We start from the raw sequence: 20481 nt of genomic DNA on the forward strand, positions 1-20481 counted from the left end.
ATAGCTGGGGTGAATTTTCGGTAAATGGCGCGGGTCGGCAGAGCAGCGGGAAGCGCGGCATAAGCGACGGCTAGCGAGGTCCGAACAGCACCAGGATTGCCAATGCGGCAAAGGCGAACTGGATCATCGTCCATATCAGTCCGTTCGGACGGATCTCCCATCGCAGGCGCGGCAATGCGCGCCGCAGCGCGAGCCCGGTCAATGCTTCGACGAGGGCGAGCAGAATGGCAATGCCGGCCAGGGAAGACCATGACTGGGTCGGAGGCAGCCAAGACGCGAGCCAGGCGGGAACCGAGGCTTTCAGGGGGCCGAGCAACGCGAACCATCCGAACCAGAATACAAAGCGCTTGACGATGTCCTGGCCGATCATTTCGGGCTCGAGGCGGATACCGATGCTTGCCAGAGCCCTTTCGATGCGCTCGCCATCGGTCAGGAAGAGAAAGGCACCGAGGTAGAGCGGAACGCGCGAATGGAAGAGCAGGGCGATGACACCGAACAGCACGATGTAGCCGAAGGCATCGCCGAGAATGTCAGCGACGGCCTGGCCTGACCGCTCCGGCGAGGGCGGCGTCAACGCCGCCTGGCGCTCCGGCAGTGATTGGCGGTGGGCCATGTGCGCCAGCATCTTGGCGCGCCGGTCCGGCGCATGCTGGCGCGGGTGGCGCAGCCATGTGGGAAGCGCCGGCATCTGCGATGCGTCTGCAATGTCGGCTTCGTGCTGCGGCATGGGCCTCGACCGGTTACGACCTGACATTGGTCGGAGACGGAGGGCGAGGAGGTTCATGCTGCCACGCTGGCTTTGCGCCTCTGGCGCTCCCTAGCGGAAGCGAACCGCTCTCTCCACCGTGAAAGAGATGAGAATAGGTCCATGGCCGTCCACCTCCGTAAAAATAGACATCGACAAGGCACAAACGAAGCTCAGGAAGATCCGCGGGCAGTGGCAAAGGAGAAGTCCATCACCCGCGCTGGCATCACGCGGCGCCGCAACGCCGCCAAGCGTCGGCGGCTACGCCTCCGGACACCGTTGGGGGCGGCTCGACGCCGACGGCGCGTCGTCAGCGCAGAACAACAACCGGCGCCTGTTGTGGCTCGCGATCGAATGGGGATTGGAACGAGCTCCGAAGGTCGGCGCCGAGCTGTGCGACTACTGCCGGAAGCACGGGATCAACGTCGACTGGATACTCGACGGCGATCTAAGGGGCCTCAAGAGGATGATCGACGAACGCCCAGGGCACCAGAGGGCTGGAGCGAGCCCTTTGGCGAGGTATGCCCAGCTCACGCCTGAGCACCAGCTGATCGTGACGGCCGAGATCAACCGCATCCTGGCGGAGCGCGACTAATGAAGCGCCATTGAGCAGGGCCCGCCGGTTCACGCTGGCGGGCCGTTCGTTTCGGGCATTTCCGCGTGGAACAACCGGCCATTTGCAATGGAACCGGAATTAACATATGATATTTTTATTACAGTTTAGATTATTACAGTTCAGAGTTGTGTTCATTGAAGCAGATTGCACCCCAGGGGCTCTGTCGGCGCCCCGCTCTCGTCACGCCTGAAATGGTTGCGCTCGCGATACTCGGGGGTCTGGCCCTGCTTGCTGTGCTTTGGGGGTGGTCGAGCCCACGAGTTGAAACGCCCCAGCACGTGGTCACAAAGCCCAATCCTCCTGATTGCTACTCAATCGGCAACAGGGTAGCCGCTGGCTGCTTCGAAAAAAAATAAATGAGCGATGCCGGCGGCTTGCCTCGCGGCGACCGCAGGTTGCACAGGAGGCGCGACCGGCCGCGGCTGATGACGCACCGCCCCGGGCTCAGGCGGTAAGCACGATGGCCCGCCGGTTCACGCTCGCGAAGCGGGGCGGCGATCGAGCCCCACGTCCATGGGTGTTCGCACGGGTTTATTGGCCACACGTTGGACACGGCGGCAGAGTGGATCTTTGAGTGATTGATTTTGCTGGCGCTCCCTAGCGGAATCGAACCGCTCTCTCCACCGTGAAAGGGTGGCGTCCTAACCGATAGACGAAGGGAGCAAACGCAGGGCAATGCCGATTGTCCCGGCACGGCCGCTGGCCGGCCGAACAGGGCCCGGCGGCTTGCAGCGGGCGAACGTATAGTGGCCTTTGCGCTCCCGGGCAAGCCGTTCGGGAACGGTCTTTCGGACCCGGTGGATAGCCCCGGGGTGCGGGATCATTCGGAGGCGATTTCAACGGTTTGTTAGCGTTCCCTGCGTAGCGCTGGACGGGGAGATTTTGCCGATGCCACCGCCGAAGAAGCGCGCAGCCCGCAAGCTGCTGTCGCAGCACGCCTGGATCACGCTGGACGGCGGCTTTGCCGCGCGGCACTGCCTGGTCCAGGACATCTCGGATTCGGGCGCCAAGATCACCCTCGACGAGGACGCGAGCCAGCTTCCCGGCGTGATCCGGATGGCCTTTGCACGCGATGCGCGCACCGGGCGGAGCTGCCAGGTGGTCTGGCGCCGCGGCAAGTCGGCCGGCGTCAAGTTCCTCTAGCCGCGGCCGCCGATGGCGCGCGGGTCCGGTCCGGGCTACAAGGCGGCGATGCGCACGCAGCTCCTCATCCTGCTCTCCTTGCTGGCCACGTCCGCGACCGCGGCTGAGAGCCTGCGCCTGCCGCCTGCCGAGCCGCCGCAGACCGGCAAGGCCCTGCCGCTGAACGGCAGCACGGCCGGCAAGGTGAGGGCAGGCGCCTGCGCCGCCTATGGCCCGGGCTTCGCGATGGCCGAGGGCACCGGGACCTGCGTCAAGCTCGGTGGCTCGACCAGCCTCGACACCAAAATCCGGCGCTGAAGCCTATGCCCGCGGATCTGGTGCGGCTCGACATCATCGTCCCCGTGCTGATGTATTGCGCGCTGCTGTGGTGGGTCGGCCGCGGCCTCAGCTGGACCGCACGCCTTGCGACCGCCGCGGTGACGCTGTTGCTGATCATCGTCGTGCTGCTGGTCGAGCGCGGCTGGCGCTAAGACCTCAAACAAAACCGCGAAAACAACCCCATGCACAGTAGCCGTCAAGGTCTGCCGTGACCGGCCGGCGCATGCGCCCGAACCACGATTCCGCGCGTCTTCGCCGCGGCTTGCGCCGCATGGCCGGCTCACGACATCGGCGGTGCGACGAATTGCGCAAATCCCGGCCGCTTGCCGAGCTCGGCGAGCCATCGCGTGAGGTGCGGCTGGGCCGGCCGGCTGATGCCCTCGACCCCGAGCCAGCGCCGCGCATAGGATCCGATCGCGATGTCGGCGAGCGTGAACGCATCGCCCTCGATGAAGCGGCGCGTGGCGAGCAGGCGGTCGGCGATGGCCCAGACCTCGGCGGCAGCATCGGCATCGCGCTGCACCTGGATCATATCGCGCTCGGCGGGCGCGGTGCGCACGATGCCCCAGAACACCGGGCGGTCGACCGGCTGCACCGTCGCCAGCGTCCAGTCGAGCCAGCGGTCGACCGAGGCGCGCTGCTTCGGCGCCTCGGGGTAGATCGGCGTGCCGCGGCCATGCGCGAGGCAGAGATAGCGCATGATGGAGTTGGACTCCCACAACACGAAGTCACCCTCGACCAGCGTCGGGATCCGCGCGTTGGGATTCATCGCCAGATATTCGGCCTCGCTTGTCTTGCCGTATTGCATGCCGGCATCGATGCGCTCGTAAGCCAGGCCAAGCTCGGTGCAGCACCACAGCACCTTCTGCACGTTGACCGAATTGGCGCGGCCCCAGATCGTCAGCTTGGCGTCAGGCATGAAGCGTCTCCCCGCGGCATTGTTCGTGTCGTAGCCTGGATGGAGCGAAGCGCAATCCAGGGCCGGCGTCCCCGCATTCCGCTGCGCTCCATGCGGGCTACAAGTCCACCCTGTGCGGGTGATAGCGGAATTCGGCGCACTGAGCGATGCGCGATTGCATCGTGCCCCTCATGCAAAAAGCTCCGCACGCGGCGGAGCCTTCATTGCAAAGTTCAAACTGACGCTCAGCGGCCGAAGAACAGCCACAACAGAATGATCACCGGGATCGGCACGCCAAGCATCCACAGCAACAGCCCTCTCGCCATCGCATCCTCCTCCAAATCGGTTTCGTGAAAGGAGAACGTCCGGCGAGGGGCCTGGTTCCTGCCTATGGCTTACCAATGGCCGGTGTTCGGCATCGATGCCCATGGCTCCTGCGGCGGCTTCGGATCGCCCTTCTGCAGCAGCTCGATCGAGTGCAGGTCCGGCGAGCGGACAAAGGCCATGTTGCCGTCACGCGGCGGGCGGTTGATGGTGACGCCGGCCTTCATCAGCTTCTCGCAGGTGGCGTAGATGTCGTCGACCTCATAGGCGAGGTGGCCGAAGAAGCGGTCCTCGCCATACGTCTCCTCGTCCCAATTATAGGTGAGCTCGACCAGCGGCGCCCCGCGCGTCGGCGGCTGCTTCTTCAAGCCTTCGAGATCGTCCGCCGAGCACAGGAACACCAGCGTGAACCGCCCCTTGTCGTTCTCGATCCGCCGCACCTCCTTCAAGCCGAAAGCATCAACATAGAACTTCAGCGCGACATCGAGATTGCGCACGCGCAGCATGGTGTGGAGGTATCGCATTTCAGTGGACTCCTTGAGAACGTCTTTTGTTTCTCAGATACAGAAGGCGGCTAGTGGCGATAAATAGCAGCAAAATCCATCAAGCGGCAGGGCGTTGCGTGCCAACTCTGTGCCATGCGTTCGCAGTTCATTCCGGGCGGTGCAGGCTCTCGCCCGGTACTACCTCGCCCAGTTGCGCCTCGCCCGTGATCCTCGCCGCCGTTTCGGTGCCTCCACAGGTGAGGAGGTTCGCCGTAGGCGGACGGGCCTCAGTTCACCTCGACGATTCGCCATCCGTGAGCGCGAGCCGATGGTTAGCGCGAACGTATCCACCAAAAACTTGAGTTATCAACACACAGCGAATCACCCAAGAAAAAGTTTTCCACCATGCAAGTCGATGGCGAAAAAGGTGAATTTCTCAAAATGTGGAAGCTGTTCACAGGTCGGGACTTAAAGCAGCGGACTCTTGCGCCGGAGTCACGTTTTACCCCATGTTCGGAGTCGGATGGTGTTTGTCGAGAACACCACCCGACTCCTGGAGGAGTCCCGAAGGTCTCCGACCGAACACCGTAGGTTTTCGCTCTCCCCAGGCTCCCTGTCAATCACCCGCGAGATGTCGCTTCTCGCCACGCTGGAGCTTGCCTAATGTTTCCGAAGGCCAAATGGAAGGCGCATGTCCGGCGCTTCCTGAACCGCAACTGGAAGTTTCTGGTCCAGACCGGAGTAACCATCCTCGGAATCCTGCACAGATGATGGTCCCCTAAAGAGGGGTCATGAACTGCCCATGGATGGAAGCCAGATCCTTCTCGTTCGTGTGGTGGACGGACTTCCCGCCTGAGAATAGGAAGAACCTGCTGTAAGCTCGTAGGATGGGTAGAGCACTTGCGATACCCATCATGTTTGGTCGCGCAACACGGCCCTCGATGGGTTTCGCTTCGCTCTACCCATCCTACGAACTGGAACAACCCGACATGGCGGCATAACTTAAACCAAATGGCCTCCGGCAAACCCGGGGCGGTTCAGACTGCTGTTCATTCAGATGCCATCCGCCGAAAATATTCATAGAGTTCTTCCCGTCGAGTGGTCTTCTTTACAAAAGAAGCTATCAGCTCAGCGACCTCGGGGTGCGCGTAATATTGACAATGTAGCAAGGCAGGATCGGTGAATACCTGCCCAACCAAGATCCCGTATTCAAGAGTGGCTTGCACATCTTGAGCAGGAGGAATGGGAAGACCATAAAGCTTTTGCACGGCAGCGTGGACGTATTCGGCAGCCAGTTGTACCGCCTTGTTTTCGATTGCCTGGTCAAGGAGAACCCTTTGAGCCGTATGAACATAAGGGGGGTCTCGACTGACACGGGCCAACCGATCGAGCACATACGTCGCTCCAAGGATCGAGCCGGCCGCAATCCGAATGCCGGATCTCTCAATCATTCGCTTGAACCTATTGAGGAGATAATACGCTGGCGCAAAGAATATATGATCAAGGAGCCAAATTGAAATGGCTATCGCCAGCTGAAGGGGCCACAACACGAGATGAAGAGCGACAATTGAGCTTTGCCAGACTCGGTTTGGATTCCCTTTCAGGAAGTTTTGTATGGCGTTTTTCTCGACCGAGAAGTGCCGGCCAATTGATGAAAGTCCCGACCATGGCACAGTCATGCCAAGTATGAGTGGAACGGTGTATCGGCTTTTGGGAGGCACATATTTTGCCAATCGTCGACCGTGGCAGAATAAGACCCGATAGTAGTTGGCGGCATATGATTCAGCTACCGACACGAACTTCAGAACGGGGGCATAGCCATACCGTTCGGGCGAGACCTCGATTTCTTTTGCGTGCGAAAGTAAGTGGAAGGCCTCATCGTTCTCGAAATAGAGACAGTAGCAATCGGCCGCGTTAAGGCCGTGGAACGTGCCGGTGTACTTGTGCCTCTCCCCTATAGAGGCCGAATAGATCCAGTTTTTCGGATCTCCAGATGGTTGTATCAGCTTCTTCGCAAAGCTTGAGTAGTCGAGAAAGGGCGTGCCCAGGAACGTAACCGAAGCTATCTTATAAGAAAGAAAGCTGAAGAACCCTTCCGAGTTTAGCGCATGGTAGACTAAATTACCGCCGTGGCTGTGTGCGACAACATGAATGCGACTTATGTCATCGTTCATTGCAACAGCCGTTAGGTACGCGAGAAGATACGCCGCCTCCCGCCGCCGGTCGACCTCTGAGTTCCGTCCAGACCAATAGAACTCTTCCTTATATGCAGATGGGACATGAGCCCAGCATCGCGCGGGAGAGCCGACCAGCTCCAAAGCAAGATCTAGACGTCGGCAAAACTCGCTGCCGCGCCTCCACCAGTTAGCTTCGCTTGAAAACGTGCCATGTACGATAACGACCGTTTCGATAGACACATGCTCCTCCTTAGGACGATCACCAGCCGTGCAGCCCGTAGGATGGGTAGAGCACTTGCGAAACCCATCATGTTTCGTCACGCGGGAAGGCCGTCGATGGGTTTCGCTTCCGCTCTACCCATCCTACGAGCTTGACCGCGCACATCCTCCCTACTTGCACTCAAAGCTCGCCGCGCTCTCCGGATCGCCTTGGCCCTTGTACCGCGCGTGTTGCGGATAGGCGCACAGCGGCCGGCTGCGGCCGGGGAAGGCTGGTCCCGTCGCGACCACCAGATCGGGCGCCTTGCCGTCTTCCACCCAGTCCACGACCGCGCTGAGGAGATCGAAACGATCGAGCGCTACGCCGCTCGAGCAGTGACCCATGCCCGGCACCAGGAAGGTCCGGCTCGATTTCTCCCGCACCAATTCCATGCCGCCGGAATCCGCCGCCATGCGCTCGTAGTAATTCACGGTGTCGTTCGCCGAGAACCAGGGATCGCTCACACCGTGGTAGAACAGCAGCTTGCCGCCACGGCCGAAGTAGCTCGAAAGGTTGGTCCAGTAGGCGGTGTTGGTGAGGCGATCCATCCCGCTCGCGTTGACCCGGTCTTCGAGTTGATCGACGTTGATGCTTTCCCAGACGGGCGGTCCGACCGGACTGCGCGCGCCCGTGGTCAGGATGCCGGGAATGGCAACGCCTTCGGCTGCCACGCCGCTGTCCCACGGGAACGGCGGGTAGACTTGCGTGCCGCGTGAATTCTTCGGTCCGGCAAAAGCTTTCTTCAAGGCTTCGACCTGCGGCGGCGCCATGCAGGAATCCGCCTTGTCATTCGTCTTGTCGCCGTTGCAGGTGAGCACCGCGGGATCGAATTGACAGGCCTTGCCGTCGAAGATCAGGCCATCCTTGACGCCGTCCTTGGCGTCGCAGGCATCAAGGATCGCGTTCGCGATCAGCTTTCGCTCGCCTGCGGAAAACGTCCTGGCGGGCTCCGGCTTGCCGGACGGATCTTTCGGTGCGATCTGGCTGAAGGCAGCGTTGGCCCAGGCGAGACCGATATTGGAATTGCCGGTGCGCAGCGCAGGCGCGCCGGCGACGATGCCATCGAATTGGTCGGGATAGCGCGCCGACGCCAGCATGCCTTCGCGGCCGCCGGTCGAGCACCCCGTGAAATAGGAACGCTTTGCGGGCTGGCCATAGTAATGCGCGACGATCGCCTTGGCGGCGATCGTCACCTTGCCGACGGATGCTTGGGCGAAGTTGAGCGCGGCTTCCTGGTCCTTCAGGAACGAGGTATCGAACACCGCGCCCTGATGACCGCTATCGGTCGAGACCACAGCAAAGCCGCGCGCCAACGCCGGCACCTCGCCGGCCGCGTGGTAACCCAGCGGCGGCCGGATCGAGCCGTTCAAACCGCCGCCGCCCTGAAACAAGAACCGGCCGTTCCAGCGATCGGGCAGGGCAACGGCAAAGCCGATCGCGTAGGACTTGCCCTCGACCCCCACGCGCTGATCGATCACGCCATCCGCGCGGCAGTTCGGCGGCAGCGCCACCGACACGGTGGCCGGCGCCGGCGGTGACGGCTGCACGGTTCCCGGCGGCGCCTCCGGCACCATTTCGGCCTTGGTGATCGTTGCCGTCGATCCCGGCATCTTCCAGCCGGTCAAGTCAGCGCATTTGAGCGCGGGTGGTATGTTGGCTGAAACGTCGGCGCTTGCCGGCGAGATCGCCATGACCATGATGGCTGCGACTGGAGCCAGGCAAGCCATGGCAGCATCAAGCGCCAGATTTCTCTTTCCCTGCATCGTTCTTCCCTGCCGTTTTTTAGATTTTACTGCGGTGCACGCAGCTCACCCTGGCCGCGGACGATCTGGTGCACCGATACTGCAACCATCTTGTGTTATTCGGGAGGGGCAGTCCAGCGGGCGCAGCTCGTAGGATGGATAGAGCACTTGCGAAACCCATCATTCGCCACGCAACGGCTCTCGATGGGTTTCGCTTCGCTCTACCCATCCTACGCACTGCATCACGTTCGAAGTAGTGCCGTCATCTCTTTCCAATGATAAATTCGTACCTTCTCGGTTTGATTCCGCGCGGCTTTGGCGATGGCGTGCGCGATGTCGTTGCCGGTGAGGCCGCGATAGCGGTCGGCGGGGCCAACGAGCAGCGGATTGAGCACGCCCCATATCGCGATGATGAGGCGTTCACGCGGGCGGTCCTCGTCGCGCGCGCCGAGGATCATCGACGGGCGGAAAATATGCGTGTGCTCGAAATCGAGCGCGAGAATGTCCCGCTCCACCTCGCCCTTGGTCCTGAGATAGAACACGCCGGACCCGGCATTGGCGCCGACGGCCGTGACCAGAAACACCGACCGCGCGCCGTTCGCCTTGGCGATCTCGGCCGCCACCACCGGATAGTCATGATCGATCTTGTAGTACGCGGCCTCGTCAGGCGTGTGCTTGCGCGTCGTCCCCAGCGCGATGAAGATCTCGTCCGCAACCAATTGCGGCTTGAGCGCGGGCAGGGACGCGAGATCGCCGATCAGCACCGTGAGCTTCGAATGGCTCACCGCCAGCGGCTTGCGCGCCACCGCCACAACCTGCGAATAGTCGGGACTGTCCAGGAGGTCGCGCAGCAAATGCGAGCCGATGAAGCCGGTTGCGCCGAAGACGAGTGCGGTTTTCATTCAAGCCACCGTTTTGCGCGTGGGACCTGGTTAGTCAGCTCGTAGGATGGGTAGAGCGAAGCGAAACCCATCATGTTTCGTCACGCAACAAGGCCAATCGATGGGTTTCGCTTCGCTCTACCCATCCTACGAGCAGTTGCCAATTCAATGGCTATCCCCTCAGCACTTGAACCCCGCCAGAGGTGGCGCCGACCAAACGCCATGGCCGCATTCGTCGCAGAACTCCTGTTCGATTTCCTCAGAGCCGTCGTGGGCAGCTGGCTGAGACAGGCTGCGTTCGCCATCGGTGCGTGGGTCGATACGAAGATTCACAACCGCAGGGCACGCCTTTTCATCGGCCTCCTGCTCGGGGCCGCCGCCTATTTCGTCATTCCTGTTATCTTCGGCCTGCTGGGTCTTTGATGCCCTGGCTGAGGACATATCTCGTCATCGCATTGGCCGTGGGGGCGCTGATCTCGACGGTGCTCCTCGTTCTGGAGCCGCTGACCGACTTCGCGTTGCTTTGGCTGGAGTGGCCGGGCATCAGCGTAGCGTATTTTTTCCGGGGAGCGGTCGAAGGAAACGCCTTCCTCGGCATCGCCATTTCCTGGCTCGTGAATGCGCTGACCTACGGTCTCGGTGCTTTCGTCATTCTCAGCGCCATCAAGGTGCTGAGGGACGCATGATCCCTCACGCCGTCTCCTCGTCGCCCTTGGCGACGATCTCGACTTCGAAATAGCCCATGTCGCGGAGCTCGGCGGCTTTCTTCTCGGCCGCTTCCCTCGTGTCTCGCTTCAAGATGATCTGGCCCGCTCCGTCGCGGGCACAAACGAAATAAGGCATTCTCGATTCCCAATTTCGTTTGCATACGCACGGAGCCGGGTTCCCGCAATCGGAGGGCTCATTCCTCCAGACCGGCCTTTTGCCGCATCTTGTCGATCAGCTCCGAGGCTTCGGCCTTGGTCAGTTCCTCCTCGGGCAGGTCCTGGTGGGCCTGCTCGGCGAGGGTCTTGAGATAGGATTCCTGGGCTCCGGTCATCGGATCGTCGCCGGAAACCCAGTCTTTCGGGTCCTTCTGGGTGTTGTCGGCCATTGCGCATCTCCTATTCGGTTTTCCGTAGAACGTCGGACTCGACTCTTCGTTCCGTTTTTGTTCTCATGGCGTCATATCTCGAATTCGCGAGGCGGAACAATGCCGGACCTGGACTTTCTCAGGCGGGAGATCGAACGGATGCGCATCCAGATGGGCAGGCAGCGGAAGGAGATCCTCCAGCTGCAGCGGGCGGGGATCGGCACGGCTTCGGCGCAAGCGCTGCTGTCGCGGATGGAGGCGAAGGTCGAGAGCCTGTGCGCGGAACGCGATGCGCTGAAGGCGGCAGAGCCGCGAAAGACCAAGGGCAGGGTGCTCGGTGGGAGGACATGGTGAGCAGGCGGTGGTTCGACGACGAGCGAGACCTGTCGCCCTTCCTGACCGCGCTCGAGGACGTTCGCCGACGGGCGACGCGGGAAGGGTGGTGCTATGCCCACGTCCAGGCCATCATCGTCGCCATCGACCAATACGCGGAAGCGGCGACGGGCAACCGCGAGTATTTCCTGAACAAGCCGGTTTCGATCGGGGACAACCGCAAGGCCGCGGACGTTCCGTGACTGGCGCTGCGGTCTCTGCTGCTGACGTCGGGCGGAGCCGTCGATGCAAGTTGGGCTGCAGCCATGCGCACTCCGTCGCCGGATCGACGTGGCCGCAGAGCGTCGTGCCGATTAGCCCGTGGGACTGATGTTCGGATCATCCGGTTCAGGCAAAACGCCGCAACCGGGTGTCTTCTCCGTGTCGGTCAGCTCCGGCGTGGCGTGCGGACCGGCAGGGTGTGGCCTGCGTTCGGCCGAGGCATCCGCCGGGATCGACTGCAGCCTGGTTTCCGAGTTGCTCTGCATTGCTTCTGCCTGACTTGGTTCGAGCGCGAGCGTTCGCGGCGCGAGGCGGGCGATTGACTCACCGCCCTTCAGCCGGCCGTTGCGCAATTGCGGTTGCTGTCGCTACGCCGGTGCGGACGCAACGTTCCAATTTCAAGGACGTGCTCCATTCAGAGCCCTCGCTGAAGCTGTAGGAACGGAGGAGCAAGGCCCGGGTTGGCCCGAAGCAACTGGAGGCATCTCACGATGGTCAAGGATCTTCCTCGGGACGAAGAGCGAGAAGGCACACGCAAGCTGATGATGTGGGGATCGGCGGCCGCTGCAATCCTCTTTGTGGGCTTCGGGCTGTGGTTTGCGGCTCCCCAAATGTTCGGCGTGACCGACTACGTTGGACGCCCCTCGACCGGCGCGGACAACAGCGCGCCTGCGACCACGGTCGGCACGGGAGTTCCAACACAACGCGACGCAGTCAGCACCGCTGCCAAACAAGATCCCGCTGCAAATGAGGATTCGAGCGGCGCTCGCGCTCGCCAGATCAAGGAGAGTAGCCAGCCGGCAAACCTCACCGCGCAACAACGCGAGCAGCTGCGCTCAGTCCTTTCGACATCGCAAGGCCCCGCAATGGATCGGCCGAATTTCGAGATGATGATCGGCACCTCGGTCCCGCGGCAGACCGAGACGGCGGACCTGCCGCCGGAGGTGACGCAGATCCTCAACGGGTTCTGGGGAGATCAGTACCTGATCGCGGGGAAGTCCCTCGTGATCGTCGATCATCATTCCCGCCGCGTCGCTGCGATCATTGCCGACGTGCGATGACGTCCGCGTTTCGCGAAGACGTCAGGGCCCGCAGGCTCGTTGCGATGTTCCGGCTCGGGGAACGTTGGTCGCTTGAGAGCTTGTTAACCGACCGCGCCCAGGATGCCGCTCCGAATTGGAGGGACATCGATGTCAGACCTGGAACAAGCGATCCGCGAGCGCGCATACCAGATTTGGATGGAGAGCGGTGGGGCGGACGGCCACGCCGAGAGGCATTGGCTCGAAGCCCAGCGCGAGGTTCTTTCCGCCTCGCTTGCCGCAGTCGCGCGCGTCTCGAAAGTCGGCGCCGAAAAGCCGAAGGCGAAGCCGGCAGGTGCGCGAAAGAAGCGCCGCGCCGCCTGACGCGTGCAGTCGCTCGGTCGTGACACGCGCGCGCATGCAAGCCATAAGCACGCGCGTTGTCGTCGCCCCGGACTAGCGGGGTGAGACGGAGGAGGGCGCTGACCTCGCACGCCCGGGCGAAGCGGTCTTGCTTCGCGGCGAGGCAGCCGCACGGCTCTTGCCGGACTTCGGACCAGCTCTTGGTGTGATCCCGTTCTGCTCGTCGAACTGCTTCAGCCAAGCCGCAATGTATCGCGGGTCGTCGGGACAAAGCCGCTCGAGCAAACGAAGGTTCTGCGCTCTGAATTCCACAAGGGTTTTCGGCATCACGGCTCCTCAAAACCCTGCCCGTCGCAAAAAGTGCGGCCGGACGGCCGCCGGGTCAACGGCAAAGAGCGCTTGAAATCCCGGGCGAGCTGATGCAGCGCCAAAAGCGAAAACCCCGCCCTTGAGGAAGCGGGGTTCTCTGTCGAGGTGAAGCTTAGGGACGCTTCAACTGTAAGACGCGCGAGCGGCAAGAAAGTTCAAACGAAAGTGCGCCGCGTCGCTGCAACGTGGATGCGCTCGCCCCGGGCCATTACAAATCCGTAAGTCGGTTGAATATCGACGCCGCAAAACTATCTCTGCGTCAGGCGGCAGCGTAACAAGCCGCCCTTCAACTGACACCCAGCCGCCGCGCTCAGAAAAAGGCGAAGCTGGGTCCTTTGACATTCTCCCGCTTAAGGTCCCGCCTCATTGGCCTCAGAGGCAAACGTCGATGGCTGCCCGCACTTACAACCACGAACGCTGGTCCGAAGACGACGACCGGCTGCTTCGATCCATGTGTGAAACCGGCAAGAGCCTCACGCTGATGATCGTGAAGCTCAAGCGCCCCATTGCATCGATCAGGTCGCGCGCGATCGAGCTTGGCATCAATCTGCCGGGCACGCGCATCGGGCTGCGACGGAAGCGGCGAACCGCTTGAGCCCGCGCGTCCGGACAAGACTGCTCATGTCGCCGCGCCGCTCTACGCGAGCGGAGCGGCTGAACGATGCTCAGGCCGCAATCCGCTGTTCGACCGGCGCCGTCAGGAACTTGAGCGCTTCGGCGTGGGCGAGATCCGGAACCGCGATCGCCGTGTGGCTGTACATCGCGTGTGTGCGCGACGTCGCGATCTGGTCCAGGATCCCCTTGCCCTTGATGACGTGGAGGCCCATGCCGTCATCGACGGGGAAGATCGCCAGCACCACATCGTAGGCCGCGATCACCGCCCTGAGCGCCTCGGCCTTGTCTTCGGCGACATCGACAAAAACACGAACATCTGCCGCGAGTTCACGCAGCTCGTTAAAATCCAGCACTTTGAGGATACTCCAACGCAACCAACCTGACAGAAGCTTGGTCGCGTTAGGTTACTGAAGCGTCAACAACGGATCGCCGGCCACAAGTTTCACGAACGAGGAAGCGCGATGCGATCTAGCGCTTGGCGTCCTCCTTGCGCAGCCTGGCCTCGGCGGCCTCGTCGACGAGAGTCAAGCTGGCCCCGTCATAGCTCAGCTTGAAACCGCGGCCGACGATCCAGATCCAGCCTTCCCGGTCCTTGATGGCCGAGGCGTTGAACTGGTCGGAGATGGATTTGACGGCAGCTTCCTGCGATCCCGGATTGTTCAGCGTCGCATTGACGCGCCAGATCGGATGCGCGGGGTCGGTCTCGTCGCTGTCGACGGCGACCTTGGCGCCGTTGATGTCGCACGCCAGCGTGTACGGACCTCGGCTCGGCCGGCAGAGATAGTGGCGTCGCGCGATGAGCTTGTTGGCCTCGTCGAATGTCATCCCGGGCGAGAAGCCGAACATGTCGGACTTTTTCACGAGGGCGAAGGACGCGGGCTTCAAGAAGCTAGGCTGGATCGCGACGAGGGCTGCGACGGCGACCACGATCAAACCTGCGATGACGATAGCGACCTTCATCAGAACCCCATCAGATACCTTTCCTGGCTTATAGCAGCCGCGGCGCTGTGCCGAGAAAATTGCAGATCCTAAAATTGCAGGTCCTGCAACGTCTTGCACAGGAAGTCGGGAACCTCGGTGAGCCCGTGCTTGCGTTTTCGGCCTCGATAGGGTCTAAGCCCGATCGCTTCATGACTTCTGGCATGAATCAGCAGCGCGCACTCGCGGGTCCGGCCGCGTCCCCAGCAGCAGAATTGCTCCGCGCACCCATTCAAAGGAATTCAGACCATGGCGAAGATGACGAAGACCCAATTGATCGATGCAATTGCCGAGGGCACGCAGCTTTCGAAGAACGACGTGAAGTCGGTGATCGAGTACATGGCGACGGTCGGCTACAAGGAGCTCAACGAGTCCGGCGAGTTCGTCATTCCCGGCTTCGTGAAGATGTCGGTCGTGAACAAGCCGGCGACCGAAGCCCGCATGGGCATCAATCCCTTCACCAAGGAGCCGATGCAGTTTGCGGCGAAGCCCGCCAGCAAATCGGTCAAGGCCTCGCCGCTGAAGGTGGCCAAGGACGCCGTCTGACGTGCCGGCGATGTCGGTGCGGTGGGCTCATTGACGCGCCGGCGCAGCAATCAACGGCCGAGGACCAGGTGGTGCTCGGCCATCGCGATGCCCGAACACCAAGACGACCATCAGGGTAAACAGCACGCGGTACTCGCTTCGTCCTGAACGACGAGCTTCGTTCCCTCACCATCCTCATCCGCTTCACAAGAAAAAGCCCCGCGCTTTCGCGCGAGGCTTTTCTGGCTGACGGCGTTGGGATTTCAGCGCCTGGCCGACAGCCATGGCTTTAACCTAAAGTTGAAATCGCAAAAAGCAACAGCGCCGCCACGACGGAGTATGTTCGTCAGGCGGCGCTGCCGTGTAACTGGGCGCTGAAATCCCCAGCTTCCATAGGTGCTTGCCGCGCCGAAAAGGTTCAACGCCGCCCCCACCAAAATTTTACGTCCGGGCTGGACTTTTTGTTCTCATTTTGTTCTAGTGAGGCGCCTTGATGGACCGTTGGAGGTTGCTCATGACCGTCGAAAAACAGCGCGAAGTGATCAGGCTCTGGAACGAGCTCAGAAAGGTCGAGGGCCCTGCGGCGGAGGAGCTGCGCATCCAGATCCTCGAATGCTTCTCGAAGGAGAAGCCGAAGCGGGCGGCCTGACCTTTGTCGACGCCACGCGGCAACGCGCAAGCGCGATCCGCTCTGAAGGTTCGCGCTTGAGCTGTCGCCGCAGTGCTTGCCGGCGAAGAGTCTTCTCGAAGTTTTGTCGAAGAAGGGTCCTGCCGCGTCGACGGTGTGAGCGTGCGCGCTTCATCGATCGTTAGGATTTGCTCTCCGCGCATTCTTGCGACTCCGATTCGTTCTTCGCGAACGAAACGGAGTCGAAGCTGGAACAAAGCCGGGCGTTCTTGCGCGCTCTCGCCGCGATGGTGCCGGATGCGTCTGGCTAACGATAGCTTATGCGGATGCCGATAACCCTATTCGGTTAGGTTAAAAGCCCAATCGCGTTGCGCTTGCTGCGGCTTGGGGTAGGTGTTCGGCAAAGACAAGCAAGAAACGCCTTTGCCGAAAAACGATTTGCCCAAGCAGCAATTTGCCATGATGCCTTTTTCAACTCCGTCCTTTTTCCAAGGCGACCGGCACACCTACCGGCGCGTCGCCGTCGTCGGCACGCTGTTCTGCCTTGCTTTCGTTGTGATCAGCTTCTCGCTGCGGCCGCAGGCTGAGGACACGCGCGTTGCGGTCAAGGCCGACCGGCTGGTCCGCACGGCAGGCCAAGCCGCGCGCGCCAACTAACGCCGCGCGCCAATTAACGCTCGTCGCCGCAACGGCGGTCATCGGCCCGCGCCTGCGGGGATCCGGCGCCGCGCGAGGCGAGCGCCACGAAGCCGGCATAGCCGGACAGGTTGAGCAAGACTTCGAGCCAGGCGGGCATATCTCTTTCTCTCCGCTCAGCAGGGAACGGACTCAACGTCCGCGCGCATTCCTGGTTCCATACTCCTGCGAAGAAACTCAGAGCCGGGTGGTCGGGTCGAGCCGGCGGCCGAGGGTCGCGACGGATTCGCTCGACGGCTGCTCCTTGAGGAACTCGGCGATGGCCTGCGCCAGCTCGCGGTCGCTCATCGGCGTCGGCGGCGGGCGCAGCGTGCCGACACCGAAGCTGCGGACGATCTCGTCGTAATGTTCATCCTCGGATTTTGGAACCAATTTGCGGATACGGGCCAGCAAAGCGGATAAGGGCAAACTCTCCTCCATGATTGTCGTCCCCGCTGGCAACCGTCATGGTCTGCTGCCATCTGCTCCCATGAAACTGAAAACCCCGCCAGCACCGCGGAGATGCTGACGGGGTCTTCGTGCTGTCGCCTCGACCCGGATGGCGGAGGCTCCCGCACTTGAGAGGCTAACCCCCGTCTCGCCGTTTCGTTCCCGCTTCATCGACATTTCTCGCCTGCGGGCTGGTTCCATCCATGCGGCAACCATCGCAGGCGCTCGCCGTTGTCTCGGCGACACGCGAAGGAGGACAAGCATGAAGAAGACACTGGCAGTTCTGGCCACCATCGCGGCGGTCGGTGTGACCGCGGTCGCGGCGCCCGCGCCGGCTGAGGCGCGTGGCCGCGGCGGCATCGGCCCGGGCCTCGCGTTCGGCCTCGCCGCCGGCGCAATCACCGCGGGCGCGGTCGCAGCGTCCCAGCCGTATGGCTATTACGGTCCCCGCTACCGCTACTACGACGGTCCCGCCTATTACGGACCGGGTCCGTACGCCTATTACGGCGGGCCGTACTACCGTCACCACCACTACCGTCATTGGTAGTCGGCGAATAGCGAAAAGCCCGGAGCGGTGCTCCGGGCTTTTTTCATTCGCAGGTCTTGTTTACTCGCCCATTTTCGCGCTTGCCGACGCGATGATGCCTACGGCCAGAGCGAGGGCCGCTCGACCTTGCGGGCATTCTCCAGCGTCGCCACGAAATATTCCTCGCGCTCGCGCTTGAACTTTTCCTGCGTGGCACGGAAGGCGGCGACACGGGCGGCGATTTCTTCGCGTTCGCGCTCTTTGCGTTGTTCGTCTTCGGTCATGTCAAATCCCCTCTACACCTGAGTATGTGCACATCCGAAACTCAAGCACTGCCGCCGCAATCACGTTGAGTCGCGTCAACACATCCATTGGCACTTCCGAATGGGGCGTCAATGGGGAGGAGGCATTGCAGGATTGTGATATGCGAAGGTCGGAAGAAATTGCCGAGTGCATTGCATTGGCGCTTGATAAGAGCGTCAACGATCTTGTCGCTTGCGCATGTTGCTGTCAGGCCAAACTATTCGGGAGGCGCGATTGATCGCATCGGATCTGCGGAGCGGTATCGAATGGCTCGGCGACATGATCGCCGAGGCCAGGATCATCGTGCCGTTCACCGGTGCCGGCATCTCGACCGAATGCGGCATTCCCGACTTCCGCTCGCCGGGCGGAATTTGGACGCGTAACCGTCCGATCCCGTTCGACGAGTTCGTCGCGAGCCAGTCAGCGCGGGACGAATCCTGGCGCCGCCGCTTTGCGATGGAGGAGGTCTTCGCCGCAGCGAAGCCCGGCCGCGGCCATCGGGCGCTGGCATCGCTCTACCGCGCCGGCAAGGTTCCCGCCGTCATCACCCAGAACATCGACAACCTGCACCAGGCCTCCGGCTTCGCGCCGGAGCACGTGGTTGAGCTTCACGGAAATACCACCTATGCGCGCTGCATCGGATGTGGGCAGGTTTACCCGCTCGACTGGGTGAAGCGCCGTTTCGATGACGATGGCATCGCGCCCGACTGCACCGCCTGCGACGCGCCGGTGAAGACCGCCACGATTTCCTTCGGGCAGATGATGCCGGACGAGGAGATGCAGCGCGCGACAGCGCTGTCGCAGGCCTGCGATCTCTTCATCGCGATCGGTTCCTCGCTGGTGGTCTGGCCGGCGGCCGGCTTTCCAATCATGGCCAAGCGCGCCGGTGCACGTCTCGTGATCATCAATCGCGAGCCGACCGAGCAGGACGACATCGCCGACCTCGTCATCCACCACGACATCGGCGAGACTCTCGGGCCCTTTGTCGGCAATTGAGGCATCAATTTGATTCGCGGCTGTGCAAGCTGTTCATAGGTTCCGGCGAATCTCTTTTTTGTCTATGCGTCTCAACCGGGAGTGTTATCTTTTGAGTCGAAAGATTCGCGTCGCGTCGAATTGAGAACATTCTCTTAAGGCGCGTGATTCGAGCGCCGCCAATGTGGCGGGTTGCATGGCAGTGTGGGGTCCGGGGTTATGGGGTCGTCGGACGGATTTGAGTCCAAGAAGCTTGGAGTTCCCGGACAGGGCACCTCGCAGGGGCGATTGACGCCGGGCGAGCATGGCGGAGCCGGCCGCGACAATGCGCTCAATCCCTTCACCGGATTGGGCGAAGCCAGCGCCAACCTCGTCGAGGTCACCGGCGTCATCAAATGGTTCGACGCCTCCAAAGGTTACGGCTTCATCGTTCCCGACAATGGCTGGCCGGACGTGCTCCTGCACGTTACCGTGCTTAGGCGCGATGGCTTCCAGACGGCTTATGAAGGCGCCCGCATCGTCGTCGAGTGCATCCAGCGCGCCAAGGGCTACCAGGCCTTCCGCGTCGTTTCGATGGACGAGTCGACCGCGATCCACCCGGCGCAGATGCTGCCGCCGCGCACCCATGTCACGGTCACCCCAACCAGCGGGCTGGAACGGGCCCAGGTCAAATGGTTCAACCGGCTGCGCGGATTCGGCTTCCTGACCTGCGGCGAGGGCACGCCCGACATCTTCGTGCACATGGAGACGCTACGCCGCTTCGGCATGACTGAGCTGAGGCCGGGCCAGTATGTGCTGGTCCGCTTCGGGCCCGGCTCCAAGGGCATGATGGCGGCCGAGATCCATCCCGAGACCGGATCGCCGGGATTGCAGTCGCACTAAGGCTATGAATTCCAGCAATTGTGAGCAGAGGCGCGCTGCAAGTCCGGCGCGCCTCTTTCTTTTCTGGCGGTCGCCGCGTAAGGACTGACTTAAGTCCCACGCCGCGAGAGCCCCGATGAATTCTGATCGAAAGGCCGCCTGGTCCGCTCTGAAGGGCTGGCTTGCCGCCATCCTCGTCATCGCCGGCTGGGCCGTCGCCGGCGCGCCGGCCGGCGCCGCCAGCTTCCAGCCGCTCGAGATCGTCACCAAGAACGGCGTGCAGGTGTTCTCGGTCGAGATGGCAACGACCGCGGAGGAGAAGGAGACCGGCCTGATGTACCGCAAGGAATTGGCCGACGGCAAAGGCATGCTGTTCGACTTCAATCCCGAGCAGGAAATCTCGATGTGGATGAAGAACACTTATGTATCGCTCGACATGATCTTCATCCGCGCCGATGGCCGCATCCTGCGCATTGCGGAGAATACCGAGCCGTTGTCGACGAAGATCATCTCCTCCCGGGGGCCCGCCCGGGCCGTGCTGGAGGTGGTGGCAGGGACGGCGCAGAAGTACGGCATCCGCCCCGGTGATCGCGTCGGCCACCCCCTGTTCGGCGGCAAATAGGACGGGCAGGGGCGATTGCGGCACAGGCCGGCGGCTTTGGAAAGCTTGCTGGCGCTCCGGGAAGCGTGTATCGACGGGGCTCGCCGGACATTCGGGGTATAGCGCAGCCTGGTAGCGCGGCAGTTTTGGGTACTGCAGGTCGTTGGTTCGAATCCAGCTGCCCCGACCAGTCCCGGGCGGCGCTGGCCTAGCAGGCTGTTGAAAAAGGTGCTCGCCGCCGACCGGCGACCGTGATTCATTAGCTCCGACGAGATTCGGAGATGGGGCGTGCGCGGCGGCGACAATCGAACGGGCGAGCTGTTCAGCTACGTCGACCTG

General features: G+C 62.1%; 32 protein-coding genes and 2 tRNA genes. 19 read left to right on the forward strand and 15 right to left on the reverse strand.

The annotated features are described in order from the left end of the window. Nucleotides 1–70 precede the first annotated feature (70 nt). On the reverse strand, nucleotides 71–727 hold the full coding sequence (locus I6F09_RS03470) for a hypothetical protein (protein ID WP_225187450.1): 657 nt from the start codon (nucleotides 725–727) through the stop codon (nucleotides 71–73). Between the two features lie 118 nt (nucleotides 728–845). Here I6F09_RS03470 and I6F09_RS03475 point away from each other — a divergent pair, with 118 nt between their 5' ends. After that, entirely contained in the window at nucleotides 846–1340 is a 495-nt protein-coding gene (locus I6F09_RS03475; RefSeq protein WP_225187451.1) for a hypothetical protein, read from the forward strand. Nucleotides 1341–1949: 609 nt separating this feature from the next. Here the strand turns inward: I6F09_RS03475 and I6F09_RS03480 are convergent. Next, nucleotides 1950–2024: transfer RNA gene (locus I6F09_RS03480), tRNA-Glu, on the reverse strand. Between the two features lie 225 nt (nucleotides 2025–2249). Here I6F09_RS03480 and I6F09_RS03485 point away from each other — a divergent pair. Genes I6F09_RS03485 through I6F09_RS03495 form a run of 3 tightly spaced genes read left to right on the forward strand, consistent with a single transcriptional unit; the run spans nucleotide 2250 to nucleotide 2974 of the window. Then, nucleotides 2250–2504, forward strand: coding sequence for a PilZ domain-containing protein (locus I6F09_RS03485; protein ID WP_212473128.1), 255 nt, complete (start codon nucleotides 2250–2252; stop codon nucleotides 2502–2504). Nucleotides 2505–2552: 48 nt separating this feature from the next. Beyond that, on the forward strand, nucleotides 2553–2801 hold the full coding sequence (locus tag I6F09_RS03490) for a hypothetical protein (RefSeq protein WP_225187480.1): 249 nt from the start codon (nucleotides 2553–2555) through the stop codon (nucleotides 2799–2801). A 5-nt stretch (nucleotides 2802–2806) separates the two neighbouring features. Then, nucleotides 2807–2974, forward strand: a complete 168-nt coding sequence (locus tag I6F09_RS03495) for a hypothetical protein (RefSeq protein ID WP_042336342.1) — start codon at nucleotides 2807–2809, stop codon at nucleotides 2972–2974. A gap of 128 nt (nucleotides 2975–3102) precedes the next feature. Here the strand turns inward: I6F09_RS03495 and I6F09_RS03500 are convergent, their stop codons facing one another. From I6F09_RS03500 to I6F09_RS03520, 5 genes are all read right to left on the reverse strand, one after another. Continuing rightward, nucleotides 3103–3741 (reverse strand): glutathione S-transferase, encoded by a 639-nt coding sequence (locus tag I6F09_RS03500; protein ID WP_225187452.1) that lies wholly within the window; start codon nucleotides 3739–3741, stop codon nucleotides 3103–3105. A gap of 374 nt (nucleotides 3742–4115) precedes the next feature. After that, nucleotides 4116–4568, reverse strand: coding sequence for a VOC family protein (locus I6F09_RS03505; RefSeq protein WP_225187453.1), 453 nt, complete (start codon nucleotides 4566–4568; stop codon nucleotides 4116–4118). Nucleotides 4569–5578: 1010 nt separating this feature from the next. Then, nucleotides 5579–6946, reverse strand: coding sequence for a hypothetical protein (locus tag I6F09_RS03510; RefSeq protein WP_225187454.1), 1368 nt, complete (start codon nucleotides 6944–6946; stop codon nucleotides 5579–5581). Nucleotides 6947–7096: 150 nt separating this feature from the next. After that, complete coding sequence (locus I6F09_RS03515; protein WP_225187455.1) at nucleotides 7097–8728, reverse strand: tannase/feruloyl esterase family alpha/beta hydrolase; 1632 nt, start codon at nucleotides 8726–8728, stop codon at nucleotides 7097–7099. A 221-nt stretch (nucleotides 8729–8949) separates the two neighbouring features. Beyond that, nucleotides 8950–9609: an oxidoreductase gene (locus I6F09_RS03520; RefSeq protein ID WP_225187456.1), complete on the reverse strand. Its 660-nt coding sequence runs from the start codon at nucleotides 9607–9609 to the stop codon at nucleotides 8950–8952. Between the two features lie 201 nt (nucleotides 9610–9810). Here I6F09_RS03520 and I6F09_RS03525 point away from each other — a divergent pair, with 201 nt between their 5' ends. Together I6F09_RS03525 and I6F09_RS03530 are read left to right on the forward strand one after the other, a co-directional pair. Beyond that, nucleotides 9811–10011: a hypothetical protein gene (locus I6F09_RS03525; RefSeq protein ID WP_225187457.1), complete on the forward strand. Its 201-nt coding sequence runs from the start codon at nucleotides 9811–9813 to the stop codon at nucleotides 10009–10011. After that, nucleotides 10011–10274, forward strand: coding sequence for a hypothetical protein (locus I6F09_RS03530; RefSeq protein WP_225187458.1), 264 nt, complete (start codon nucleotides 10011–10013; stop codon nucleotides 10272–10274). Before I6F09_RS03525 ends, I6F09_RS03530 begins: the two co-directional genes overlap by 1 nt. 4 nt (nucleotides 10275–10278) lie before the next feature. On the opposite strand, the gene I6F09_RS03535 is transcribed toward I6F09_RS03530, so the two are convergent. Beyond that, nucleotides 10279–10431, reverse strand: coding sequence for a hypothetical protein (locus tag I6F09_RS03535; protein ID WP_157783960.1), 153 nt, complete (start codon nucleotides 10429–10431; stop codon nucleotides 10279–10281). A gap of 58 nt (nucleotides 10432–10489) precedes the next feature. After that, the gene (locus I6F09_RS03540; protein WP_225187459.1) at nucleotides 10490–10681 is read right to left on the reverse strand and encodes a DUF3072 domain-containing protein; all 192 of its coding nucleotides are present in this window, start codon (nucleotides 10679–10681) and stop codon (nucleotides 10490–10492) included. A gap of 99 nt (nucleotides 10682–10780) precedes the next feature. On the opposite strand from I6F09_RS03540, the gene I6F09_RS03545 reads away from it, so the two are divergent. Both I6F09_RS03545 and I6F09_RS03550 read left to right on the forward strand, forming a co-directional pair. Beyond that, nucleotides 10781–11014: a hypothetical protein gene (locus I6F09_RS03545; protein ID WP_225187460.1), complete on the forward strand. Its 234-nt coding sequence runs from the start codon at nucleotides 10781–10783 to the stop codon at nucleotides 11012–11014. Continuing rightward, nucleotides 11008–11235 (forward strand): hypothetical protein, encoded by a 228-nt coding sequence (locus I6F09_RS03550; protein ID WP_036022976.1) that lies wholly within the window; start codon nucleotides 11008–11010, stop codon nucleotides 11233–11235. Before I6F09_RS03545 ends, I6F09_RS03550 begins: the two co-directional genes overlap by 7 nt. Before the next feature lie 111 nt (nucleotides 11236–11346). Here I6F09_RS03550 and I6F09_RS03555 read toward each other — a convergent pair whose 3' ends face one another. Beyond that, on the reverse strand, nucleotides 11347–11607 hold the full coding sequence (locus tag I6F09_RS03555; RefSeq protein WP_036022977.1) for a hypothetical protein: 261 nt from the start codon (nucleotides 11605–11607) through the stop codon (nucleotides 11347–11349). Between the two features lie 138 nt (nucleotides 11608–11745). On the opposite strand from I6F09_RS03555, the gene I6F09_RS03560 reads away from it, so the two are divergent. From I6F09_RS03560 to I6F09_RS03570, 3 genes are all read left to right on the forward strand, one after another. Continuing rightward, the gene (locus tag I6F09_RS03560) at nucleotides 11746–12315 is read left to right on the forward strand and encodes a DUF1236 domain-containing protein (RefSeq protein WP_225149584.1); all 570 of its coding nucleotides are present in this window, start codon (nucleotides 11746–11748) and stop codon (nucleotides 12313–12315) included. A 129-nt stretch (nucleotides 12316–12444) separates the two neighbouring features. After that, nucleotides 12445–12657 carry a DUF2934 domain-containing protein gene (locus tag I6F09_RS03565; protein ID WP_225125486.1) on the forward strand — a complete coding sequence of 71 codons (213 nt, stop codon included), beginning with the start codon at nucleotides 12445–12447 and terminating at the stop codon, nucleotides 12655–12657. A gap of 736 nt (nucleotides 12658–13393) precedes the next feature. Continuing rightward, complete coding sequence (locus I6F09_RS03570) at nucleotides 13394–13600, forward strand: hypothetical protein (protein ID WP_036022978.1); 207 nt, start codon at nucleotides 13394–13396, stop codon at nucleotides 13598–13600. A 70-nt stretch (nucleotides 13601–13670) separates the two neighbouring features. On the opposite strand, the gene I6F09_RS03575 is transcribed toward I6F09_RS03570, so the two are convergent. Together I6F09_RS03575 and I6F09_RS03580 are read right to left on the reverse strand one after the other, a co-directional pair. Next, the gene (locus I6F09_RS03575) at nucleotides 13671–13973 is read right to left on the reverse strand and encodes a hypothetical protein (protein ID WP_036022979.1); all 303 of its coding nucleotides are present in this window, start codon (nucleotides 13971–13973) and stop codon (nucleotides 13671–13673) included. A 115-nt stretch (nucleotides 13974–14088) separates the two neighbouring features. Beyond that, entirely contained in the window at nucleotides 14089–14580 is a 492-nt protein-coding gene (locus tag I6F09_RS03580) for a hypothetical protein (protein WP_225187461.1), read from the reverse strand. 267 nt (nucleotides 14581–14847) lie between these two features. On the opposite strand from I6F09_RS03580, the gene I6F09_RS03585 reads away from it, so the two are divergent. From I6F09_RS03585 to I6F09_RS03590, 3 genes are all read left to right on the forward strand, one after another. Continuing rightward, a complete protein-coding gene (locus tag I6F09_RS03585) occupies nucleotides 14848–15144 on the forward strand; it encodes an HU family DNA-binding protein (protein WP_008558895.1) in 297 nt (98 codons plus the stop codon). 493 nt (nucleotides 15145–15637) lie between these two features. Further along, on the forward strand, nucleotides 15638–15772 hold the full coding sequence (locus tag I6F09_RS37500) for a hypothetical protein (RefSeq protein ID WP_260347228.1): 135 nt from the start codon (nucleotides 15638–15640) through the stop codon (nucleotides 15770–15772). A gap of 438 nt (nucleotides 15773–16210) precedes the next feature. Beyond that, the gene (locus I6F09_RS03590; protein ID WP_035999739.1) at nucleotides 16211–16408 is read left to right on the forward strand and encodes a hypothetical protein; all 198 of its coding nucleotides are present in this window, start codon (nucleotides 16211–16213) and stop codon (nucleotides 16406–16408) included. Nucleotides 16409–16421: 13 nt separating this feature from the next. Here I6F09_RS03590 and I6F09_RS37505 read toward each other — a convergent pair whose 3' ends face one another. Then, nucleotides 16422–16547, reverse strand: coding sequence for a hypothetical protein (locus I6F09_RS37505; RefSeq protein ID WP_035999737.1), 126 nt, complete (start codon nucleotides 16545–16547; stop codon nucleotides 16422–16424). 77 nt (nucleotides 16548–16624) lie between these two features. Next, entirely contained in the window at nucleotides 16625–16855 is a 231-nt protein-coding gene (locus tag I6F09_RS03595; RefSeq protein ID WP_036022988.1) for a hypothetical protein, read from the reverse strand. Nucleotides 16856–17138: 283 nt separating this feature from the next. Here I6F09_RS03595 and I6F09_RS03600 point away from each other — a divergent pair, with 283 nt between their 5' ends. Next, entirely contained in the window at nucleotides 17139–17423 is a 285-nt protein-coding gene (locus I6F09_RS03600) for a hypothetical protein (RefSeq protein WP_036045604.1), read from the forward strand. A gap of 98 nt (nucleotides 17424–17521) precedes the next feature. Here the strand turns inward: I6F09_RS03600 and I6F09_RS03605 are convergent, their stop codons facing one another. Further along, on the reverse strand, nucleotides 17522–17686 hold the full coding sequence (locus I6F09_RS03605) for a hypothetical protein (protein WP_167361660.1): 165 nt from the start codon (nucleotides 17684–17686) through the stop codon (nucleotides 17522–17524). A gap of 253 nt (nucleotides 17687–17939) precedes the next feature. Here I6F09_RS03605 and I6F09_RS03610 point away from each other — a divergent pair, with 253 nt between their 5' ends. The 4 genes from I6F09_RS03610 to I6F09_RS03625 all read left to right on the forward strand — a co-directional run bounded on the left by I6F09_RS03610 (nucleotide 17940) and on the right by I6F09_RS03625 (nucleotide 20332). Then, nucleotides 17940–18701 (forward strand): NAD-dependent protein deacetylase, encoded by a 762-nt coding sequence (locus tag I6F09_RS03610; RefSeq protein WP_225187464.1) that lies wholly within the window; start codon nucleotides 17940–17942, stop codon nucleotides 18699–18701. A gap of 198 nt (nucleotides 18702–18899) precedes the next feature. After that, nucleotides 18900–19562 carry a cold-shock protein gene (locus I6F09_RS03615; protein WP_035999666.1) on the forward strand — a complete coding sequence of 221 codons (663 nt, stop codon included), beginning with the start codon at nucleotides 18900–18902 and terminating at the stop codon, nucleotides 19560–19562. 115 nt (nucleotides 19563–19677) lie between these two features. Further along, complete coding sequence (locus I6F09_RS03620; RefSeq protein WP_225187465.1) at nucleotides 19678–20163, forward strand: DUF192 domain-containing protein; 486 nt, start codon at nucleotides 19678–19680, stop codon at nucleotides 20161–20163. Between the two features lie 92 nt (nucleotides 20164–20255). After that, nucleotides 20256–20332 (forward strand) — tRNA-Pro (locus I6F09_RS03625). Nucleotides 20333–20481: the final 149 nt, after the last annotated feature.

The sequence above is a fragment of the Bradyrhizobium sp. IC3195 genome, from assembly GCF_020193585.1.
GTDB lineage: Bacteria > Pseudomonadota > Alphaproteobacteria > Rhizobiales > Xanthobacteraceae > Bradyrhizobium > Bradyrhizobium yuanmingense.

Excerpts from the sequence above, each read along its gene's own strand:
- I6F09_RS03590 (WP_035999739.1), top strand. The coding sequence starts at position 16,211 with ATGATGCCTTTTTCAACTCCGTCCTTTTTCCAAGGCGACCGGCACACC.
- I6F09_RS03470 (WP_225187450.1), bottom strand. The coding sequence starts at position 727 with ATGCCGCAGCACGAAGCCGACATTGCAGACGCATCGCAGATGCCGGCG.
- I6F09_RS37500 (WP_260347228.1), top strand. The coding sequence starts at position 15,638 with ATGACCGTCGAAAAACAGCGCGAAGTGATCAGGCTCTGGAACGAGCTC.
- I6F09_RS03535 (WP_157783960.1), bottom strand. The coding sequence starts at position 10,431 with ATGCCTTATTTCGTTTGTGCCCGCGACGGAGCGGGCCAGATCATCTTG.
- I6F09_RS03560 (WP_225149584.1), top strand. The coding sequence starts at position 11,746 with ATGGTCAAGGATCTTCCTCGGGACGAAGAGCGAGAAGGCACACGCAAG.
- I6F09_RS03530 (WP_225187458.1), top strand. The coding sequence starts at position 10,011 with ATGCCCTGGCTGAGGACATATCTCGTCATCGCATTGGCCGTGGGGGCG.
- I6F09_RS37505 (WP_035999737.1), bottom strand. The coding sequence starts at position 16,547 with ATGCCCGCCTGGCTCGAAGTCTTGCTCAACCTGTCCGGCTATGCCGGC.
- I6F09_RS03580 (WP_225187461.1), bottom strand. The coding sequence starts at position 14,580 with ATGAAGGTCGCTATCGTCATCGCAGGTTTGATCGTGGTCGCCGTCGCA.
- I6F09_RS03525 (WP_225187457.1), top strand. The coding sequence starts at position 9,811 with ATGGCCGCATTCGTCGCAGAACTCCTGTTCGATTTCCTCAGAGCCGTC.
- I6F09_RS03490 (WP_225187480.1), top strand. The coding sequence starts at position 2,553 with ATGCGCACGCAGCTCCTCATCCTGCTCTCCTTGCTGGCCACGTCCGCG.
- I6F09_RS03600 (WP_036045604.1), top strand. The coding sequence starts at position 17,139 with ATGAAGAAGACACTGGCAGTTCTGGCCACCATCGCGGCGGTCGGTGTG.
- I6F09_RS03545 (WP_225187460.1), top strand. The coding sequence starts at position 10,781 with ATGCCGGACCTGGACTTTCTCAGGCGGGAGATCGAACGGATGCGCATC.
- I6F09_RS03500 (WP_225187452.1), bottom strand. The coding sequence starts at position 3,741 with ATGCCTGACGCCAAGCTGACGATCTGGGGCCGCGCCAATTCGGTCAAC.
- I6F09_RS03540 (WP_225187459.1), bottom strand. The coding sequence starts at position 10,681 with ATGGCCGACAACACCCAGAAGGACCCGAAAGACTGGGTTTCCGGCGAC.
- I6F09_RS03585 (WP_008558895.1), top strand. The coding sequence starts at position 14,848 with ATGGCGAAGATGACGAAGACCCAATTGATCGATGCAATTGCCGAGGGC.
- I6F09_RS03515 (WP_225187455.1), bottom strand. The coding sequence starts at position 8,728 with ATGCAGGGAAAGAGAAATCTGGCGCTTGATGCTGCCATGGCTTGCCTG.
- I6F09_RS03520 (WP_225187456.1), bottom strand. The coding sequence starts at position 9,609 with ATGAAAACCGCACTCGTCTTCGGCGCAACCGGCTTCATCGGCTCGCAT.
- I6F09_RS03485 (WP_212473128.1), top strand. The coding sequence starts at position 2,250 with ATGCCACCGCCGAAGAAGCGCGCAGCCCGCAAGCTGCTGTCGCAGCAC.
- I6F09_RS03565 (WP_225125486.1), top strand. The coding sequence starts at position 12,445 with ATGTCAGACCTGGAACAAGCGATCCGCGAGCGCGCATACCAGATTTGG.
- I6F09_RS03495 (WP_042336342.1), top strand. The coding sequence starts at position 2,807 with ATGCCCGCGGATCTGGTGCGGCTCGACATCATCGTCCCCGTGCTGATG.
- I6F09_RS03605 (WP_167361660.1), bottom strand. The coding sequence starts at position 17,686 with ATGACCGAAGACGAACAACGCAAAGAGCGCGAACGCGAAGAAATCGCC.
- I6F09_RS03550 (WP_036022976.1), top strand. The coding sequence starts at position 11,008 with ATGGTGAGCAGGCGGTGGTTCGACGACGAGCGAGACCTGTCGCCCTTC.
- I6F09_RS03620 (WP_225187465.1), top strand. The coding sequence starts at position 19,678 with ATGAATTCTGATCGAAAGGCCGCCTGGTCCGCTCTGAAGGGCTGGCTT.
- I6F09_RS03615 (WP_035999666.1), top strand. The coding sequence starts at position 18,900 with ATGGGGTCGTCGGACGGATTTGAGTCCAAGAAGCTTGGAGTTCCCGGA.
- I6F09_RS03505 (WP_225187453.1), bottom strand. The coding sequence starts at position 4,568 with ATGCGATACCTCCACACCATGCTGCGCGTGCGCAATCTCGATGTCGCG.
- I6F09_RS03570 (WP_036022978.1), top strand. The coding sequence starts at position 13,394 with ATGGCTGCCCGCACTTACAACCACGAACGCTGGTCCGAAGACGACGAC.